Below are 18,785 nucleotides of genomic sequence, written 5' to 3' on the forward strand. Positions count from 1 at the left end.
TTACGACTCGCCATGGTGGCTCTCCTCCCTCGAAGAAAGCCACTAACTTAACACAGCGTATAAGGCGTCAGTTTACCGGACGGCTACGAAAGACCTGGAGAAGGAGAACGCCCGTCTGAAGCGTTTGCTGGCGGAGGCGGAATTGGACAAGGCGATATTGCGTGAGGCCGCCCACACTAACTTCTAAGCCCGCAGCGGAAACGGCAGATGGTAACTCACGTGGTGAAGCATCTGCAGGTGAGCCAGCGGCGGGCCTGTCGGGTATGGGGAAGAATTGAAGAAAACACTTGCCACTGCCACACTCATCCAAAAGAAGTCTGAATCGAATGATAAGTGAGCTGCATTGACTCAGATACGGCAAATACAGAACGTCCAGATTCAGGCTTGGGCAAATTGTGATCTGTTCAGCACGTATTTATGGCGGATTAGAATTTTAGTTCAGAATGGTCTTAGCAGGACAACCTAATTTGATCTCCGCGTCAGCAAGAATTACCCCATTAATTACCCCAAATAATTTACCCCAACATTTTACCCCAACCAATCATCAAAAATACTCTATAATTACCGTGATATTTAGTACTCCCGACAGGATTTGAACCTGTGACCTACGGTTTAGGAAACCGCCGCTCTATCCCCTGAGCTACGGGAGCGTATTGGTACATCCTAAGAAGGATGAATCGATTGGCAAACGGGTTCGCCAGTTACACCACGGTGACTGTGATCGTTACATCCACGTTGCCTTTGATGGCATTGGAATAGGGGCACAGTCCATGCCCGGCGGCAACGACTTTCTCGGCATCTTCCTGAGAAAGACCGCCTACCTCGGCGTTCAGTTTCACAGCCAGGCCGAAGCCATTGGGAATGCTGCCAATGGTCACTTCTGATTTGATGGCGAGCGTGGTCATGGGCAGCCTCATCTGCTTGGCCATGAATTCACAGGCACCGCCAAAGCAGGCAGCATAGCCTGCTGCAAAGAGATGTTCTGGAGTGGTCGTGCCGGGCTTACCAGGTCCGCCCATCGCTTTGGGAACAGAGAGGTTGACATCAACTAAGCCATCATCCGATTTGGTATTTCCATTGCGGCCACCCACAGCGGTGGCATGAGCGGTATAGAACGGTTTGAACTCTGGCATGGGTGCTCCTATTAAGTGCTGAGTGCTTAGTCCTGAGTGCTGAGTATGAAGTCGGAATGCTGAGTATTTGCGTCATCTTTCTCCCCTCTCCCCACCGGGGAGAGGGGTCGGGGGTGAGGGGATTATTACATGGCGAAGCCCAACGATGTTATGGCCGAAGTGCTTCTCGGAGTTTATTGGCTGCTTCAGTCATGGGCAGGCGTTCCTGTTTGCCATCGTCGCGGTAGCGGATAGTGACGCTTTGATCCTGCAGGGTCTGGCCATCAATGGTGAAGCAGAACGGCGTGCCGATCTCATCCTGACGGCGATATCGCCGGCCAATGGCTCCGCCGTCGTCGTACTGCACATTCCAATCACGTTTCAGCTCGCGATAGAGTTTCTCGGCAATCTCGGGCATGCCCTCCTTATTAACCAGTGGCAGGATGGCTGCCTTCACCGGGGCCAGGCGTGGATGAAACCGCATGACGGTGCGAATTTCGCCATCCATCGTGTCTTCGGAATATGCTTCGCAAAGGACAGCCAGTGTGAAACGATCAGCCCCGGCACTGGGCTCAATGACATGCGGGATGTAACGGAATTTGGCTTTCTCTTCCTGCTCCCGTTTCTTGTCGCCCTTGAAGGCTGATTTGTCATACATAGCCCAGGCTGCTTCATCAAAATAGGACAAGTCCTTGCCCGAATGCTGTTGATGCTGGGTAAGATCGAACGCACCACGATGTGCAACACCTTCCAGTTCCTGAGGCTCTTCGCTGAAGGGGAACAGGTATTCGATATCGGTGCATGCCTTGCTGTAGTGGGCGAGTTCTTTGTCCCCTTGTTCGCGTGGCCGCAACTTCTCCGACTTGATTCCGAGCTTGGTATACCACGCCTTGCGAACATCCCGCCAGTATTCGTACCATTTCATGGATGAATCAGGCGGGCAGAAGAATTCGATCTCCATCTGTTCAAATTCACGGGAGCGGAACGTGTAGTTGCGGGGGTTCACCTCGTTGCGAAATGCTTTCCCAACTTGTGCGATGCCAAATGGAGGCTTCACGCGACAGCTATCGACTACGTTCTTGAAGTTAGTGAAAATGCCTTGGGCGGTTTCGGGGCGAAGCCAGACTTTATTGGCTTCATCTTGTATAGCACCTGCGTGGGATTCAAACATCAGATTGAATGAACGTGGAGGTGTAAGGTCACCCCCGCATGCTCTATCCGGACATTTCTTTTGACCTTCATTTACTTCAGTTAATTTACGAGCGATTCGAAGAGGCTCAGATTTAAATGCCTTTCTTTGCGTATTTGAAAGTACGATGAGGTCCTGTGCTTCCTTCTTAGATTCAGCTTCGACAGTCATTACTAAAGTCGGAGAGTATGGGTTTTGTAAGTATGGAAGTACAGTGTCAAATATTTCCCTTTGAGCAAGTGCTTCCTCAAGTGAACTGATACTATCTTTGATGCCTAATCGGTCATACAGTTCTTTCTTTTTCGGAGCTTCAATCGCAAAATCGATAAGGTCCACTATCCACAATTTATCAGCCCGATATCGTTTCCGACATTTTAGGCAATCCACCATTGGGTCCGCAAACCCACTCGCATGCCCGCTCGCTACCCATACCTTCGGGTTCTGAATGATCGCCGAGTCTAAACCCACCATCACGATCTCTTCGCCGTCTGGCCCGGGGGGTGGGTTGCGGACCATGTCGTTCCACCAGGCATCCTTGATGTTCTTTTTCAGTTCAACGCCAAGCGGGCCGTAGTCCCAAAAGCCATTGATGCCGCCGTAGATTTCACTCGCCTGGAAGATGAACCCCTTGCGTTTGCACAGCGACACAATCTTTTCCATATCCATCGGCAGGTTCCTGAGTTAAGCTGATTTAGAGAGTATAGCTATCAGCAATCAGCTTTCAGCTATCTGATGTCCAACTCATCATAAAAATCGAAACTGGTTCAAGCGGCTGGTGTTACATTGCGATAGAACAAGGTGCGAAGGAAATTCCCATGCGAATGCCCAGACATCGAAGCCAGGTACTCTGTTTCGCACTGGGGTTCTTCGGCTTGCTGTTAGCCTTCTGTCTGTTCTCCAGTGCCGGACTAGCTGACTCACCCAAAACCTCTGCATCCGCCAGCCGCGATTACACCCCCATTGCCAGCCAACTCGATCAGATCATCGACAAAGCATTGGCGGATGCCAAGGTTACGGCATCTGCCCGTAGTGATGATGCCGAGTTTATCCGCCGGTTGTCCCTCGATCTGCGGGGCAGGGTACCGACAGCCGAACAGGTGGTAAGGTTCATCGCTGATAAGGATGTCAACAAGCGCCAGAAGCTGGTGGAAGATTTTCTCGATGATCCAGAATATGGCGAGCACATGGGCATCATCTGGTATCACCGGCTCGTCAAGAAAACGATGGATAACGCTCTTATCATCTCGTACAAGTTTCAGGATTGGCTGGAGAAAGAGTTCAATAAGAACACAACTTGGGACGAACTGGTCCGCAAGATTCTGATGGCTGAAGGCGAACGGGACGACAATCCTGCCACCGTGTTCTACCTCGCCCATTCCGAAGGGAACAAGCAGCCTGAAGTGCAGCCTGCCCGTGTGGTGGCTACCACTTCGCAGATGTTCATGGGCATCAAGCTGGAATGCTGCGAATGCCATAATCACCCATTTGATGATGGCCTGAAACAGAAAGACTTCTGGGGTGTAGCGGCATTTTTCAATGGCTTGCATGCCACGCACACAGCCAAACGAGATGAAGCTGTTCCTGGAATTGTGGAACGGTTTGCACAAGGCAGGCCACGGCGTAAAGTGCAGGATGGACAACGAGAACCTGCTCCCTTTGGTGAGATTGTTATCCCCGATACCAATGGCAAAACGGAAAAAGCCCGGTATCTGTTGGGTGATACACCCTCGCTCAGCAAATCCAAATCGCCACGATTGGCCTTTCTCGATTGGCTGACCTCCAAAGAAAATCCCTACTTCTCCCGCAGCATGGCAAACAAGATGTGGGCCAACTTCTTTGGCCGAGGCATTATTGAGCCTCTCGATGACATGCGGGATTTGAGCACTGCAACCCATCCCGAAGTTCTGGAGTTGTTGAGCAAAGAGTTTGCTGCATCAGGGTATGATGTCAAGCATCTGATTCGATGCATTGTCAACAGCCAGACTTATCAGCGAACGAGCAAGCCGCTACCGGGCAACAAAAGTGACAAGGTGCTGTATAGTCATGCCCCAATCAAGGTGATGACAGCAGATATGCTGTTTGATTCATTGCAGGTGGTGCTCAATCATACGCCTACTGAAGATGACAGGCCAGGCAAACGAGCCAAGATTGCACAACAGCAACGCAAGCGCCGAGGCACGCCACGTGAACAGTTCCGGAACTTCTTCCATGCCGAGGCAGACGATGATGCCGGCGTGACCGAGGAATATGGGCACGGCATACCGCAGGTCTTGCGGTTGATGAATGACGACAAGATGAATGACATCGGTGATATTGTCAAAGAGATGATGTCACAATCCAAAACGCCGGAGCAGATGATTCAGGCACTGTATCTGCGTATCCTTTCCCGCTACGCAACCAGCAAGGAAGTGGAACGCATGAAGAAGTACTTGAAGCAGGATGTTATTCCCGCCCGTGCCTATCGAGATATGTTCTGGGCGTTGGTGAACAGTTCGGAGTTTGTGTTTAATCACTAACTCGAATTGGCTTACTCACCTCTCCCTCCCGGGGAGAGGGGCTGGGGGTGAGGGGATATTCTGATGGCGCAGCCCTTCGTATTGTGTGAATAGAATCATGACACGAAGGGCTTGCGCCATGTGATAAAACCCCTCACCCTAACCCTCTCCCCAATGGGGAGAGGGAACTCCGCGAGTCATTAAGCTCAATCGAAGATGCAGATGAGGAAAAAGTTATGTTTCAAATGTTCAATACACCTGGTTCCCGCCGTGATCTGCTCAAGATGGCATCACTGGGTGCATTGGCTTTGCCGACATCAGGCTGGCTGCCTCAGTTGGCATGGAGCCAGCAGGCAAAAGGAAAGGCCAAGCCGCAGCACAAAAGCTGCATCCTGCTCTTTATGACCGGTGGCGCGAGTCAGATTGATACGTTTGATCCCAAGCCGGAGAACAAAACCAGCGCGTTCCAGGCGATCAATACTTCGGTACCGGGCATCCAGATTGCTGAGACACTCCCTCACATGGCCAAGGTGATGCAGCATTGTTCGCTGCTGCGAGGCATGAGCACCAAGGAAGGTAGTCATGGCCGGGCTCGATATTACATGCACACCGGCTTTCGGCAGGGTGCAGGTGGTCTGACGTATCCAAGTCTGGGGGCAATCGCATCTGCAACGCTCGGTTCGCCGGAAGATACGCTGCCCAATTTCGTTTGTATCGGCGGGCAGACATTTGGTGCAGGTTATCTGGGGCCAGCTCACATGCCCCTGGAAGTACGCGATCCTGCACGGGGTGTTGAGAACCTCAAGCCCAGCGATAACATGGTGGCATTTGATCGCCGTCGTTCTTTGCTTGAAGAAATTGAACAGGGCTTTCTGAATCGGGAACAGTTACCTGCGGGGGAGGCTCATCGCAAAACTTACCAGCGTGCTGCAGGATTGATGCACTCAGCCAAGGCACGTGCATTTGATTTGGACAAGGAACCTGCACATATTCGCGAAATGTATGGTAGAACTTCGATGGGTAATGCCTGTCTGCTGGCTCGTCGCCTGGTGGAAGAGGGAGTGACCTTTATCGAAATCCCCATGAATGGCTGGGATACGCATCGTGACAATACAGGCCGTATCAAAACCCTGTGTGGACAGCTTGATAAGCCGATGGCTGCGCTGATTGCTGATTTGAAACAGCGAGGATTGCTCGATTCCACGCTTGTTGTCTGGATGGGCGACTTTGGCCGTACTCCAACACTTGGCAAGCAGGGCGGTCGCGATCACTTCCCCCGAGCTTGGACTACCATGCTGGCTGGTGGTGGCATCAAGGCTGGGCAAACCATCGGAAAAACCAACGCCCAGGGCACCGATGTGACAGATAGGCCTATCAGTGCTGTTGATTTCATGGCGACAGTCTGTTCAGTTCTAGAAATCGATTACAAGAAAGAGTTCCACACGCGCGATGGCAGACCCATTCGGCCTGTGGATAAAGGCGAAAAGCTGATCACTGAGTTGTTGTAATTGCATTTGGTAAACTTTGACGATTACCGAAACTTGAACGCCTGCGGTCACTTCTCCGCGCAGGTAAAGATATCGTGAACTTCCTGCCAATCGTTCCTTGCCAACTCTGCGTTGTCCTGTTCGTCAGGAATCGCTGAAGTTTTTCATCACGAGTTGCTTGCAGCCTGGTCTGCGGGCATGATTAACAACAGACCGCAGGGGAATTGCGCGGTTAACACATGGCGTTTGCATGGAGGAAGTACGCCGGGGGGAAGTCCCATGAACATGCGACGAATTTTGTTGGGTACGCTGTTAGCAACTCTGGTTTTATCAACCGGGTGCTTTTTCTCCAGGAATAAGTGCGGTCGATACAATCGACACCATGACAGTGGCTTCAGCACGGGCATGGCATCAGGCTGCAATGAATGCTCAGGCTATGCCAACACAGAAATGTTTGGCACGCCAGTGCACAGCAATGCCATGCTGCAGGCTCCTGGTCAACAGCAGATTGATGAACGCCTGAACGCACCAGCCAAGCAGAATCCGTATGAAGGCCCAGCCAAGAAGTAATGGGCGTCAGGTTGCCATAGGTGCCAGTTGTTCAACTGGTGCTGTCATGCGGTCGTTCAACTGAACGCGCTGAGTGGTGATGCGGTATGCCTGTTTCTGCACTTCTTCAGCCAGTGCCAGGTAATCTTCCGCGCCGTGACTGTTCGGCGCGTAGTCAAAGATAGATTTCCCGAAACTGGGGCACTCGGCCAGTTTGATATTTCTTCGAACACGGGTCGCGAAGACTTCAGCCTTCGCCCAGGGGCTGGTGGTCCCGCGACTCTTTTCGAGAAACGCTTCCAAATCGCGAATGATTTCACCCGCCAGCCGTGTCGTCGATTCATACAGACATAACACAATACCTGTTACAGAGAGTGAAGGGTTGATGCGCTTGGCGACCAGCGAAGTGGTCTCCAGCAGCTTGCCCAATCCGTGCAGTGCCAGGTAATGAGGCTGCAGTGGAATAAAGACCTCATGGGCACAGGCCAGTGCATTGAGGGTGAGCACGCCCAGTGAAGGGCCACAATCCATCAGTAGATAATCAAACTTCGTGTTGTCGGATAATTCCTGATCCTGCTCCAGAAGATCACGTAGAATCACTTCCCTGCCGACTACACCGGAGAGTTCCATTTCTGCAGCCGCCAGGTTGATGTCTGCCCCCATCAGCCAAAGACGTTCACTGATCGATTGTCGAACCGATTCGAGAGGTACATTTTCCACCAAGGCATTGTACATGGAGGGCCGGGTGCCATCAGGCTCCATGCCCAGATGCGCGGAAGCATGTGCCTGGGGATCAAGATCAATGATGCCTACCCGTTGGCCGGAACGCGCAAGTGCCGCTGCCAGGTTTACCGTGGTGGTGGTTTTCCCCACGCCGCCTTTTTGATTGATGACTGCGATCCGTCGCATGGTATCTGTTTCCTTGGTGTGGAAGCGACAAAGTTATCACACAACAGGTTTGAATGTCTACCTCAACCATAGTGGTGCATCAATATCCAAACTGGACAATCGAATGAACACAGATAGAGTTGCAGCATGACATGTCTACCTGTTTTTGAGTGTGATGGCTGTGGAGCCTGTTGCCGAACGTTTCCCATCTACGTTACCGAAGCCGATGCGATTCTCGAACCACGTATTCACCAGGAAGGCTGCAGGAATACCAACAGCACGCGATACCCCATCACCTTGTTTCCGTTGCCATTTCACGAAGCATGCTGTTTCCTTGATTCTGAACAACGCTGTGCCATTTATTCCACACGACCAGGTATCTGCCGCGAGTTGGCAGCGGGCTCGGAGCAATGTCAGCAGGCCAGGCAAAGGCAGGGTTTGCCTGAACTGCTCCCTTCAGAGAAGTGAAAGCAGTAATCTGTCGATTCAATTTCTTAACAGGTTTGATTTGCACCACTGATGATAGGCTTCTCCCGGCCCAATGAGATCAGTGCTAGGCCCCATCTCCTTCATTAACGGTCCACTGGTGTTAGCAATCTGTTTGAGTTGCAAGACAGTGAGTGGTGTAGGGCCTGTTCGTGTCTGAAACTGGATATCGCCCTCTATCGACCTGGTGTCTTTCATGTTCCAGAACTCCTGCCATTGAGCGACATTCTTCAACTCCGCTGACTGGGAGATGTTTAATTCCGCCATTTTGATCTGTGAAGTTCTGAGAGCAGACAGATAGTCAGTGTGCTTGCGATAAACGTTGGAATCTTCAGACCAGGAGACAACCGCTTTGCCCAGATCACGAATCGTTTCCGGGTGGTTGATATCGAAAGGGTTTCGAGGCAAGGTGAGAACTGTCAACGGGTGTGTACAATCGACGATATTTCGGAAGGCTTTGACAGGAAACGAAAACCTTGGATTAAGCTCGACAAAAACATTGAGCACTCGTTCCCCCGAAAATATGTTTCTGGCAAGGTAAATCCCTTTGCGGACAATATTGGCCATGTTGGGAGGCCGCCCAATATTCATGATCGCACGACATTCGATAACATTGTTCTCAAGATGAACGGGAGAACTGGACACTTTCCAGGCCAGGCAGCACCCATTTGGTGAAACGATATGACAGCGTTCTATAACGACATCCTGACCAGTGGATCCTATGCAGGCTGTTGCATCACCACTGACAATACGACAATTCAAGATGGATAGTTTCCTATTGGATGAATACAAAATAGCCCGCTGCGAAGGGTCATCCATCTTGGTGACCGGAGCCTTCAGCGGCCAGTAGATTTCAATCCCTTCTAGAGTCAAATCAGAATTAGTCGAGAGAAATTGACGAAAGTTTCCATTCCCCGTGGTCTCCGGAATGAATCGAGGGTGAGAGCCTGGTGCTGCTCGGACTGTCATATTCTTATTTTCGATTCTGATTGTCGGAGTGGAGAAGGGACCGTCGCCATGAATGATGATTGTGCCTTTCTCGGAAACTGCATCAATGGCTTCTGCCAGTGAAGGGTATTTTCTTTCGTCTCCCACTATCTGAAATCCCTGAATAACGGCTTCCGCTTGTGTTGCGTGACTTGTCAGAACTTCCTGTTGACGCTGTACTAGAAAGATGATGGCTGCGATGCAGATGCCTGAAAGCAATAAGGTGGAAATCAGGATGACTGGATTCCAGGTTCTTCTGCTGTTATTTGCGCTTGTTCTGACAGGCAGTATGCTGTTTCGTTGTTCAAGCAAATCTGCCAATTCTGCTGCTGAACTGATGCGATTCTCCGGCTCCTTCCGAAGAAGAGAATGGACGATACTGCAAAACCATTCTGGCAGCTCCGGATTGATTTCATGCAATGGTTTCTCATTGGCTGAGCGAATCTGATTCAGCAGCACAAATGGGGAATCGGCTTTGAAGGGCAACTCTCCACTACTGGCCTGATATAGAACCACTCCCAGGCTAAAGAGGTCAGAACGGGCATCGAGAGCACTGTCGGTTGCCTGCTCAGGCGACATGTAGGCAGGGGTACCCGCCAGCATGCCAACTCGTGTCAGCGATTCATTCCCCAGATGCTTGGCAAGCCCGAAATCGGTGATGCGGGCATTGCCTGTCTCACTGTCCAGAAGAATATTCCCTGGCTTGATATCCCGATGAACCATTCCCCGGTCATGTGCTGCGGATAATCCACGCGCCACCTGCTGGCCTATTCGCAATACTTCTTCGAATGGCAGCACTTTCTGCCGAGTCAGCCTTTCAGCCAGTGATTCTCCATCTACATACTGAAGAACAAGGAACGGAATGCCATCTGCTTCACTGATGGCATGAATGGCTACAACATTTTCATGAGTCAGTGCAGCTGCGGACTGAGCTTCACGCACAAAACGGTTCTTGGCTTCCGGTCGTTCGAGCAAATGAGGCGAAAGTACTTTAACGGCAACAGTACGATTCAGGATCGAATCGAGTCCTTCGAAGACCACCCCCATGCCGCCCCGGCCAATGACTCTACGAATTTGGATGTTTCCCAGCCTGCCGAGGTAACCCGGCAAGAGCGTTGGCTGTAGTACAGGTAGTGTCGCCTTGCTGTGTTCTGATGAGGCAGGTGTTGAAAACAGTGCAACGGATTGTGATGATTCAGTGATCAGTTGATCCATCACCCGTTTCAAATGGAATGAAGAAGTAGGCGGTTGAGATGAAACACTTCCGAATACTGATCCAAATTCTGTCACTTGAGCTACAGCTTCCAGGCGTTCTCGACATGTGGGGCATCGAGAAAGATGTTCATCCAGTTTTCCCTGTTCATTTTCTGGAAGAATGTCCGTCAGCACCTGTGTCAACATCGAGTCGGTAGGGCATTGATTCACTGCTGGTCTCCCTGAACGAACTCGACTTCCTGTCGAATACGGGCTGTTATCCTGCTGCGGGCTATGTACACAGCACCGGTGGACATGTTTAATTCTTTGGCGACAGTATCAATTTCCTGGCCATCGACTACAGTTCGCCAGAAAGCCTGCCAAGATGCTTCACGAAATTCAGGTTGCACTCGCTTGGCTGCCCAGTGAAACAAATGCAATTGATATTCTTTGTCCCACTCGGCTTCGCTGGAGCCTTCATCGGGATGTTCAGCCAGAAGATCACGTACTTCGGAATCGCCAGTGCCTCGATTGCGGCTCGCTTTACGAGTGGTGAATTTCCGAATTTCATTTCGGGCAACGGTAAAGAGCCAGCCCCGGAAAGAACCCCGGGCTGGCTCATAAACAAACTCCGGCGCAGCACGCAGAACCAGGCGAAGAATGTCCTGAGCCAGGTCTGCAGCGTCTGCATCCTGGAGCCTGTTCTTCATCGCATATGAATGGAGCAACGGAGCGTAGAGTTGTACAAACTCAGTCCACGACTGGCTGTCCTGCGGATCACGGATGCGCATCAGAAGGCTGGCACGCGTTTGCATAAATCCTTCCGATTTGCTCCGTGAAGAATGATTCAGCACTGAATGACTTGCCTGATATGCTACATGCAAGAGTCTTCAACCTCCAGAACAATTATCGGTGAGTTGGCACTTCCTCGATTCTGAACGATTATGTGAATCAGGCAATTGCTGTAGCAGCAGAAGGTTCGGTACTACGAAGCAGAAATGCCAGTCCGCCAGCCACTATCATCTGTCCGGAAAAGACTAGGCTGGGAGGAGCCAGCAAACCGGGAATCAACGAACATGCAATCAGTGCCACCCCGGCATACTTTGGTTTCAATCTGTTAAGATGCAACATTACCAGGCAGGCCATGCCGACCACAGCGCCGAGCAGCAGAAGATACGATGCAGTGACGTACTTATTAAGCTCAGCCAGTTTGCTGCTCATGTTTGCGGATGCAGCTTTACTGTTGCTTTGCTGCAAGCTGCGTTCATATTCTTCGAGCTTTTTAACAGTATCGGCATTCGCTGATGCATCACTCAGCCATTTCATCCCAACTAAACCGGCACCAAGAGCACCGAGAAATCCAAGAATCAGTACTGCTATCTTCACGACAAACTCCTGTGGATGAACCTGATAAAGCAGGTATCCACAGGAGCGAATGATCTTTCAGGAAAATTGATAACGACCTAACGCATTTCGGCCTCTATCTTTACAGCGGTTTTGTTGTAGGTGTTCTTTTGAATTTCCAGCCTTAGTACCACGGCATTCTGGGTAAATCGCATTAACCCCTTTCCCTGTTGTTCAGCTTCTTTCCAACCCAGTTTTGTCAGTTCCTTGCGATAAAAAGCCTCGGTGTCACCCAGGCTCAAAGAAGTAGTCAGATTCATGAAGTGATACCGTTCAGGATCAACCTTGGCGCCTTCAGGCATGGGCAGCTTGCGAATATCCACATTGCCATGATTCATGAGTGACAATTCGGTAACGCCTTCTTTCTTGTCTCGCTGTGCACTGAAATGCAGCAGGTAACCCTTCTTTTCAAAATAAAGTAGCGCCAGTGTGTCGGTTTCCACCATGGGTGTCAGTTCAGTAAAGCCAGCGGCTTTCATTTGCTGACGGTAAAACTTGACGGCATCTTCCAGTGAATCTGGCACTTGATAGGCGGTACCAATAGGTAGCGATACCAGCTCTTTCTGAAATTTCGCCTTGGCTGCTTTCTCCATTCGAGGCAGTTTCATGATGTTGATAACTTCCATCGCTTCTTTCATGGTGCCTGGCTTGGAAGAAGTGCCAGTAGATACGGTGCTGGCGACTTCTGATGCACTCATGTCGTGTTTGATACCGGAAGTGTAGGTGACTTCAGATTGGTCTGCCTTCTTGACGATGACCAGCGTGCACTCGATGGCATTCTGTCTAAATTGCAAAACGAAGCGACCTTCCTTGGCCCAGGTGTCAAACATGTCATTGACTTCTTCCTTCCAGCCTTGTTTGGTCATGAACTCCCTGCAGAACTTCACGACTGCATCTGCAGGCTGCTTGGTGAAATAATAAACCGCACCTTTGTTGCTGGTTTTTACATCAGCATCGTCGGCTTTGGGAAACTGGCTGACATCCACATTACCGAAGTTCATCAAGGTGATGGCTATGGGTTCTTCAGGTTTAGTTCGATAGCCGGAAACACTGAGACGAAAGCCATTCTTTTCCAGGACGACACTCAGATAATTCTTCTGATCCGAAGCGACAGAGGTGTCCTCCTTCCAGCCGAGTTTGGTGAGTTGCTGGCGATAAAACTCGGCGGCCTGCTCATAGGTTCCCGGAGCCTGAAAGCTCATATGATTGAATCGTTTCTGGATCCTGCTGGCGTCAGGCAATAGCGGCATGGTTTCCCAGTCAACCGCTTCCTTGACCTGCTGAACGGTAGCAGGTTTGGCCGTATCCTGACAGTAAACGGCTGATGCATAACTCAATACCATCAGCAACATAACGATCTTCTTCATGTTCAGGCTTCTCCAGTAACCACAAAGCCAGTTTTCCACTGACAACTATATGCGATAGAATAGCACATTTCCCCCGTGAGATTCGCCAATGTTGGAGAATTACCGGCAGGCAGCCCAGGCATTGAAGGAAGCTGATGCGCTCCTTATTGGTGCAGGGGCCGGCATGGGGGTGGATTCCGGCTTGCCTGATTTCCGAGGAGATGCAGGCTTCTGGAAAGCCTACCCCATTCACTATGGAAGATCGTTCCACGAACTCGCCAATCCTCGCTGGTTTCGCTCCGATCCTGCACTGGCCTGGGGGTTTTATGGCCATCGGCTTAAGCTCTATCAGGCTACTGTGCCGCACGAAGGCTTCGCCATACTGTTGAATTGGGCTGAACGGATGCCTGCAGGCTATTTTGTCTTTACCAGCAATGTCGATGGCCACTTCCAGAAAGCAGGTTTCGATGCCGAGCGGATATTTGAATGTCATGGCTCCATCAATTTCCTGCAGTGTCAGAAACCTTGTCATGAAGAAATCTGGCAGGCAGATGCATCGACATTCGATGTTGAGATGAATACACTGCGTGCCGTCGGCCAACTGCCTGTTTGTAGATCTTGTCAGCTGATAGCCAGGCCAAATGCGTTGTTGTTTGGTGATGGTCACTGGCTCGATATCCGTAGTCGTGAGCAAGCGAGCCGATATTCGCAATGGTTAAGACAAGTGCAGGGCAAATACGTCGTCGCCATCGAGTTAGGTGCGGGTACTGCCATCCCGACGGTTCGTTATGAATGTGAAGCTAGGGCTTCTACTCTGATTCGGATCAACCCGCGAGAAGCGGAAGTGAGAAATGGCGGTATTTCTCTTTCATTTGGAGCGTTATTGGCATTGAAGTCTATCAACGAACTCATGTAATCGTCTGTCACAAGGAGTTTCCATGTCGGCTATCACATACTTCATTCTCATGCATTTGGTTTTTCATCCAACCCAGGATAACGTGGACAAGACAAAACAGGAACTCATTGCAGCAGACCGCGAATTCTGCAAGACGGTCACCGCAAAAGGCATTGATGGCTGGATGAGTTTCATGGCCAGCGATGCAGCCAGGCTTGGGCCAATAGGCAGCAAGTTTGTTACCGGTGCTGTCAACATCCGCAAGCAGGATAGTCCACTGTTTGCCAATCCACAGGTGAAGTTGTTATGGGAACCTGTTGATGCCCATGCATTTGCTGATGGTAGATCGGGCATCACCACAGGTAAATACCGGCTGGTCGAAAAATCTGCCGATGGGAAGGAAACAACAAAATCCCAAGGCGCCTACGTCACCACCTGGCGAAAGGATACAGCAGGCTGGAAGGTGATCTTTGATACGGGGGTGCCGGAGGAGAGGAAGTAACAGGTTTGATTTAAGTATTAACGGCAAGTACGCCGTCCGTTGAGTACTCCTGTATTCTTGAAATGGTCTTTTCCAAAAAGCCTGACTGCAACGTAATAGATGATTGCAATGACTGGTCCAGCTTTTCGAAGTAAACACCTATAAAAACATCTATCGAAAAATGCTCTATCTTCTTCAATTCCTCCTTCATCATAATCGAGGTCATGTTTGCAACAGCAGACCGCCCACCAGCCATCAGGAGAATAAGAGCAATGGTCTACTGATGAATCACAGAGTGGCTGAAGATGTTTCAGTTCCTGGTGCTTTTCCAGCATCTTTACCTGGCAGGCAGACAAATAGAAGTGGAAGAGAACTTTCGACATCAGCTTGACTCGCCTGCGGTGCAGGATACTTGCTTTCGACTTGTTTTTGATCAAATCTTTCTGGTTCCAGTAATGAGCAAAATCAATGCAGTCTCGATTTCTTATGTACCGCATAGCTAACGACTTACCACGTTCATCTTCCATCATCAACCATTCTTCAGACTCTAGGCCAAAGACGCGGAAGGCACTTGGTTCCAGCGACAAGAGGGGAAAAGTTGCTCGGACGATCTCCCTTCCGTCTTTAGTTGAGACAATAATTTCCTGGGCGGTATTCGTTGTCGATGATCCGAAACTGTACGACTGCTTGGCCATGGTAACTCCTCTTCTTGAATGTTCAAATAAAGTTCTGCTATCAACAAAGCGTAATTCCCCATCGATCAATGACAGGTTTCTGGAATTTATTGAAGGAAAATTCTGGGGTGCAATGGTTACTCGGTAGATAAGAAATCGCACGATCCAAGACGTGCGATTTCCATGGCAACAGCATACACTGTATGAAGTGAGGACTTTACCAAGATACGCGATTCTTACGCTTTCAGCGTCTCATCGTGTCTGCCGTGACTGGGTGGCAGATCACCCCGATGTACATTGGCTAGCGCTGCTTTTGCACCAGAGCGTTTCTCTGCATCATTGTCTTCCCATTCAATGCTCACTGCACCGTCGAATCCGGCGCGGTTGAGTTCGATCATGATTTCTTCAACACTATTGGCATCACGCTGGGTGCCTGCGGTGACGAAGTTCCAGCCGTTCAGTTTGGAACCCATGGGACGATGGCCACCTAAGCGGCCAGCTCTGGTGTGTTCCTTGGCGACCCAGACACCTTTGATGTGGGCGCAGTGGATGTGTTCGCCATATTCACGAATGAATTCCACCACCGAGACGCCTTGCCATTCCATGTGGCTGCCATCGAGGTTGAAGCCGACGACCTTGTCGTAACCGGCTTTATGCATGAAGCGGAGGTAGTCGCCTGCTGATTCGAGATCGCCCATCGCCCGTTCGCTGGGGTGGCATTCGAGGTCAAAGGTGACGCCAAGCTGTTTGCACAAATCGAGGAACGGAGCGAAACGCTCAGCGATTAACTCAAGCGAAACGTCAATGGCATCAGGAATAGCATGGCCACCAATGCTCTTGGGGCGCGGGGGAAATTCAAAGAAGTGGCTCCAGGCATGGGCGGGGGAGCCTGTGAAGCCAGGGAGGCATACTTTGCGATCCTGCAGTTTGCCCAGATGATGGGCGAGCCGGGCGGTGGCGCATAGTGCATCCAGTGATTGTTGGTGGATCAACTTGCCTACTTCTTCGGGCACATAGTAGGGGTTTTCTCTAGGCGGATTCTTTCCCGATGCTCGCCACTTCTTGTACGCTTCCACGGCCTCCCCGCCACAGAATTGCAGCGTCTTGGCAGATGGTTCATCGCCCAGTGCCTGGCCCTGAAGATGTACTGCAACGGTGAAGATTTCCAAACCGCGTTTCTTTGCCTTCGCCACTCGTTCGGCAGCATAGGCAGCAGCGCCGGCATCGGTGGCGCACTTGGCGAGGTCGAGTTCCCACGATGCTTCTTCCCAGCCATCGAACCCAGTCTGAGCGATGAAGTCGAGCCACTGATCTTCAGGGATGTCGCCGAACTGGCCACGAACCAAGCCGATCTGATGATAGGAATGTTTGCCGTTACAATGCGATTTGGTCTGGTGGAAACCCATAGTTGCTCTCAGCCGTCAGCTATTTGCTTTCAGCTTCCTTTTACAAGTTACGAAGTTGTCACGAAGAGTATGAGGTTTGTTACTGACAGAGTCAACAAACTTCTTATCAACTTTGAATCATCTGAAAATGGTTGATTACGGTGGCAGACTGGATGCCTTTTGAAAAATCGTTCCAGTACGATCTGCCAGTTGCTGTCTGGTTGGCATTTTCCATGGTGCTTTGAATGGTGGCTTGGTTGCACTACCGGGAGTATTTAACGTGGTTGTGTTGGTAGTTTTTGTCTGACCGGTTTGCGTCAGAGTTCTGTTGCTTGATGTCGAAGGCTTGAGGGTAACTGTTTCACGCTTCCTTGTGGTCGGAAAACTGCTGCGGGGATGTGCCAGCACAAGTAAATCACTGGTAGTCAAAGTGGGGGCTGAGGCCTTCATTAACACCACCATGCCTGCAAAGTAGGCTGCTGCATTAGAAGCGCCGGTGCTGGTCAGGCCGTTGGTGAAGGTTGCCCGGGCATCTTCAATAATCACATCGGGCTTGCGACGATGATCTGCCGTTGCTCCACTTGAACTGGCCAACGTGGTATCGCCAACGGTAAGAACCAGGGGATTGTCGGCAGGCGGATAGATTTCCCCTTTGCCGTTGTAATCAATGAACGGCACCGCTTCGATGGCTTCGCCAGTCTTGGGATCAGCTGCTTCATCCCGGCTGGCCTGCACCAGCACCCGCAGGCGATCTTCATTTCGCCAGGCACCGGGTGTACTGGTTCGAATTTTGATTCGATACTCGCCTGCTGGCAGATCGTTCAGTTGAATGCGTTCACGTGGATTACGCGATTCTCCCTGCCGGGCTGGTCGATTGGTAACCTGCTTCAATTCGGAAGATGCTATCCGCAGTCCCTTGTTGTTTTCCACAAACAGATCGAGGTCTTTGAAGGTGCCTGCATCTTCTACCGAGCGGTAATCATTCCAGGTCAATGTGATGGTAATGGTGTTCTCATCCAGACGGTTGCGAAAGCGGAGAGCGTTTGGATCGGGCCTGCCTGCAAAGTAAAGCTCACCGGTATTGCTGGGTGTGACCGGCCCTTCGTAGGTTCGCCTGCCATAGTTGCCGGCGGCATTGATCCAGATGATGCCTGCTGAAAGAGCTTCGCTGACTACCTGATTGAGAAAACCCCGGCCATCACCATTGCCTGCACCTTCAAACACGCCGCTGAAGAGAATAATGTCAACCTGTGCTTCGATGGCATATTTCACCGCTCGGCGAAACAGCGTTGGTCCATTGGCATTTAATAGATAGAACCGCGGTCCTTTTGGTTGATGTCCGGTGACGCCCCAGATGATCTGGGCCATGAATCGGCCATGTGTATTGCCGGGAGCAAAAGGCTTGCTGTAAGCTGGATCGCCCAGTTGGTGCTTTTCAATGAATGCTTTGTCGTAATGTTCAACGATCACCGTGCTGGCTGGCAGATAGGTCCGTTTGCCATCCATGCCATCAAAGCCATAATCCAGAATGGCGATCTTGATGTTATCGATGCGAGGCAAGTCTAGATAATCTTTGCTGATACCCAGTTTCTGGTGAACCAGATCAATGTTGGCAAGTCGAGCAACGGCGGTTGACTCCTGAGCAGATAGGTCGCCAAGTAACTGTGCACATAGCAATAGCATTGCGGCAAGGCGATTCATTACTCATGTCCCACATATGAAACAAAGCCGTTGGAGACCCAACGGCTCAGTAAGCGAAAGTACGTTACCAACAGTATCCGCCACCCCATCCATAACCGCCCCAATATCCACCCCAGGGTCGGTAATAACCTACGCTAACTCCCCAGCCGCCGAAATAGGGCCGGTAATATCCGCCCCATCCCCAACCGCCGTAGTAAGAACGATATCCACCACCCCAGCCCCAGCCATATCCGCCGCGCCATCCCCAGCCACCGCGCCAGCCCCAACCACCCCAGCCATAGCGCCGCCACGATTGCGTGGGTGATTCGCTATCCAACTCACTTGTTGTGCTATTTGAATCTACAGCCTGTTTGCTAACTGCAGGAAGTGTGTTCTTTTTCGCCGATGTATCGTTGTCCATCTCACCGGCTGATAGAGGTACCACCATCCCCAGTGCTACTGCCAGACTGAAAAGAGATCGTAACATGTTGCGACTCCTGAACATGTATAAGCCATCTTCTAACGAGAGTACT

At 50.9% G+C, this 18,785-nt stretch carries 17 protein-coding genes and 1 tRNA gene; 6 read left to right on the forward strand and 12 right to left on the reverse strand.

The features are described from left to right. Positions 1–577: 577 nt before the first annotated feature. The 3 genes from JNJ77_05700 to JNJ77_05710 all read right to left on the reverse strand — a co-directional run bounded on the left by JNJ77_05700 (position 578) and on the right by JNJ77_05710 (position 2,967). Positions 578–650: transfer RNA gene (locus JNJ77_05700), tRNA-Arg, on the reverse strand. A gap of 51 nt (positions 651–701) precedes the next feature. Further along, the gene (locus JNJ77_05705; protein ID MBL8822064.1) at positions 702–1,133 is read right to left on the reverse strand and encodes an Ohr family peroxiredoxin; all 432 of its coding nucleotides are present in this window, start codon (positions 1,131–1,133) and stop codon (positions 702–704) included. A 148-nt stretch (positions 1,134–1,281) separates the two neighbouring features. Beyond that, complete coding sequence (locus tag JNJ77_05710; GenBank protein MBL8822065.1) at positions 1,282–2,967, reverse strand: glycine--tRNA ligase; 1,686 nt, start codon at positions 2,965–2,967, stop codon at positions 1,282–1,284. 149 nt (positions 2,968–3,116) lie between these two features. Here JNJ77_05710 and JNJ77_05715 point away from each other — a divergent pair, with 149 nt between their 5' ends. From JNJ77_05715 to JNJ77_05725, 3 genes are all read left to right on the forward strand, one after another. Further along, the gene (locus JNJ77_05715) at positions 3,117–4,817 is read left to right on the forward strand and encodes a DUF1549 domain-containing protein (GenBank protein MBL8822066.1); all 1,701 of its coding nucleotides are present in this window, start codon (positions 3,117–3,119) and stop codon (positions 4,815–4,817) included. 224 nt (positions 4,818–5,041) lie between these two features. Then, positions 5,042–6,304, forward strand: coding sequence for a DUF1501 domain-containing protein (locus tag JNJ77_05720; protein ID MBL8822067.1), 1,263 nt, complete (start codon positions 5,042–5,044; stop codon positions 6,302–6,304). Between the two features lie 258 nt (positions 6,305–6,562). Next, positions 6,563–6,853, forward strand: a complete 291-nt coding sequence (locus JNJ77_05725) for a hypothetical protein (GenBank protein MBL8822068.1) — start codon at positions 6,563–6,565, stop codon at positions 6,851–6,853. A gap of 6 nt (positions 6,854–6,859) precedes the next feature. Here JNJ77_05725 and JNJ77_05730 read toward each other — a convergent pair whose 3' ends face one another. Beyond that, positions 6,860–7,741 carry a ParA family protein gene (locus JNJ77_05730; GenBank protein MBL8822069.1) on the reverse strand — a complete coding sequence of 294 codons (882 nt, stop codon included), beginning with the start codon at positions 7,739–7,741 and terminating at the stop codon, positions 6,860–6,862. Between the two features lie 126 nt (positions 7,742–7,867). Here JNJ77_05730 and JNJ77_05735 point away from each other — a divergent pair, with 126 nt between their 5' ends. After that, positions 7,868–8,188 (forward strand): YkgJ family cysteine cluster protein, encoded by a 321-nt coding sequence (locus JNJ77_05735; GenBank protein MBL8822070.1) that lies wholly within the window; start codon positions 7,868–7,870, stop codon positions 8,186–8,188. 18 nt (positions 8,189–8,206) lie between these two features. On the opposite strand, the gene JNJ77_05740 is transcribed toward JNJ77_05735, so the two are convergent. The 4 genes from JNJ77_05740 to JNJ77_05755 form a co-directional block, all read right to left on the reverse strand. Then, on the reverse strand, positions 8,207–10,618 hold the full coding sequence (locus JNJ77_05740) for a serine/threonine protein kinase (GenBank protein ID MBL8822071.1): 2,412 nt from the start codon (positions 10,616–10,618) through the stop codon (positions 8,207–8,209). Next, entirely contained in the window at positions 10,615–11,202 is a 588-nt protein-coding gene (locus JNJ77_05745) for a sigma-70 family RNA polymerase sigma factor (protein MBL8822072.1), read from the reverse strand. Before JNJ77_05745 ends, JNJ77_05740 begins: the two co-directional genes overlap by 4 nt. A gap of 136 nt (positions 11,203–11,338) precedes the next feature. After that, positions 11,339–11,773 (reverse strand): hypothetical protein, encoded by a 435-nt coding sequence (locus tag JNJ77_05750; protein MBL8822073.1) that lies wholly within the window; start codon positions 11,771–11,773, stop codon positions 11,339–11,341. Between the two features lie 77 nt (positions 11,774–11,850). Then, positions 11,851–13,158, reverse strand: coding sequence for a hypothetical protein (locus JNJ77_05755; protein ID MBL8822074.1), 1,308 nt, complete (start codon positions 13,156–13,158; stop codon positions 11,851–11,853). Between the two features lie 88 nt (positions 13,159–13,246). Between JNJ77_05755 and JNJ77_05760 the strand changes: the two genes are divergently transcribed. Both JNJ77_05760 and JNJ77_05765 read left to right on the forward strand, forming a co-directional pair. Beyond that, the gene (locus tag JNJ77_05760) at positions 13,247–14,053 is read left to right on the forward strand and encodes an NAD-dependent protein deacetylase (protein ID MBL8822075.1); all 807 of its coding nucleotides are present in this window, start codon (positions 13,247–13,249) and stop codon (positions 14,051–14,053) included. 22 nt (positions 14,054–14,075) lie between these two features. Further along, a complete protein-coding gene (locus JNJ77_05765) occupies positions 14,076–14,534 on the forward strand; it encodes a DUF4440 domain-containing protein (GenBank protein MBL8822076.1) in 459 nt (152 codons plus the stop codon). A gap of 17 nt (positions 14,535–14,551) precedes the next feature. Here the strand turns inward: JNJ77_05765 and JNJ77_05770 are convergent, their stop codons facing one another. From JNJ77_05770 to JNJ77_05785, 4 genes are all read right to left on the reverse strand, one after another. After that, complete coding sequence (locus JNJ77_05770; GenBank protein ID MBL8822077.1) at positions 14,552–15,208, reverse strand: hypothetical protein; 657 nt, start codon at positions 15,206–15,208, stop codon at positions 14,552–14,554. Between the two features lie 215 nt (positions 15,209–15,423). Then, a complete protein-coding gene (locus JNJ77_05775) occupies positions 15,424–16,593 on the reverse strand; it encodes a sugar phosphate isomerase/epimerase (protein MBL8822078.1) in 1,170 nt (389 codons plus the stop codon). 135 nt (positions 16,594–16,728) lie between these two features. Further along, complete coding sequence (locus JNJ77_05780) at positions 16,729–18,273, reverse strand: S8/S53 family peptidase (GenBank protein ID MBL8822079.1); 1,545 nt, start codon at positions 18,271–18,273, stop codon at positions 16,729–16,731. 64 nt (positions 18,274–18,337) lie between these two features. Next, positions 18,338–18,739 carry a hypothetical protein gene (locus JNJ77_05785; GenBank protein MBL8822080.1) on the reverse strand — a complete coding sequence of 134 codons (402 nt, stop codon included), beginning with the start codon at positions 18,737–18,739 and terminating at the stop codon, positions 18,338–18,340. Positions 18,740–18,785: the final 46 nt, after the last annotated feature.

It is taken from the genome of Planctomycetia bacterium (assembly GCA_016795155.1).
GTDB lineage: Bacteria > Planctomycetota > Planctomycetia > Gemmatales > HRBIN36 > JAEUIE01.

Bases quoted from the DNA above. Each gene is read 5' to 3' on its own strand.
- JNJ77_05715 (MBL8822066.1), top strand. From the start codon at position 3,117: ATGCGAATGCCCAGACATCGAAGCCAGGTACTCTGTTTCGCACTGGGG.
- JNJ77_05770 (MBL8822077.1), bottom strand. From the start codon at position 15,208: ATGGCCAAGCAGTCGTACAGTTTCGGATCATCGACAACGAATACCGCC.
- JNJ77_05775 (MBL8822078.1), bottom strand. From the start codon at position 16,593: ATGGGTTTCCACCAGACCAAATCGCATTGTAACGGCAAACATTCCTAT.
- JNJ77_05780 (MBL8822079.1), bottom strand. From the start codon at position 18,273: ATGAATCGCCTTGCCGCAATGCTATTGCTATGTGCACAGTTACTTGGC.
- JNJ77_05705 (MBL8822064.1), bottom strand. From the start codon at position 1,133: ATGCCAGAGTTCAAACCGTTCTATACCGCTCATGCCACCGCTGTGGGT.
- JNJ77_05710 (MBL8822065.1), bottom strand. From the start codon at position 2,967: ATGGATATGGAAAAGATTGTGTCGCTGTGCAAACGCAAGGGGTTCATC.
- JNJ77_05725 (MBL8822068.1), top strand. From the start codon at position 6,563: ATGAACATGCGACGAATTTTGTTGGGTACGCTGTTAGCAACTCTGGTT.
- JNJ77_05760 (MBL8822075.1), top strand. From the start codon at position 13,247: ATGTTGGAGAATTACCGGCAGGCAGCCCAGGCATTGAAGGAAGCTGAT.
- JNJ77_05745 (MBL8822072.1), bottom strand. From the start codon at position 11,202: ATGCAAACGCGTGCCAGCCTTCTGATGCGCATCCGTGATCCGCAGGAC.
- JNJ77_05730 (MBL8822069.1), bottom strand. From the start codon at position 7,741: ATGCGACGGATCGCAGTCATCAATCAAAAAGGCGGCGTGGGGAAAACC.
- JNJ77_05735 (MBL8822070.1), top strand. From the start codon at position 7,868: ATGACATGTCTACCTGTTTTTGAGTGTGATGGCTGTGGAGCCTGTTGC.
- JNJ77_05755 (MBL8822074.1), bottom strand. From the start codon at position 13,158: ATGAAGAAGATCGTTATGTTGCTGATGGTATTGAGTTATGCATCAGCC.
- JNJ77_05765 (MBL8822076.1), top strand. From the start codon at position 14,076: ATGTCGGCTATCACATACTTCATTCTCATGCATTTGGTTTTTCATCCA.
- JNJ77_05720 (MBL8822067.1), top strand. From the start codon at position 5,042: ATGTTCAATACACCTGGTTCCCGCCGTGATCTGCTCAAGATGGCATCA.
- JNJ77_05785 (MBL8822080.1), bottom strand. From the start codon at position 18,739: ATGTTACGATCTCTTTTCAGTCTGGCAGTAGCACTGGGGATGGTGGTA.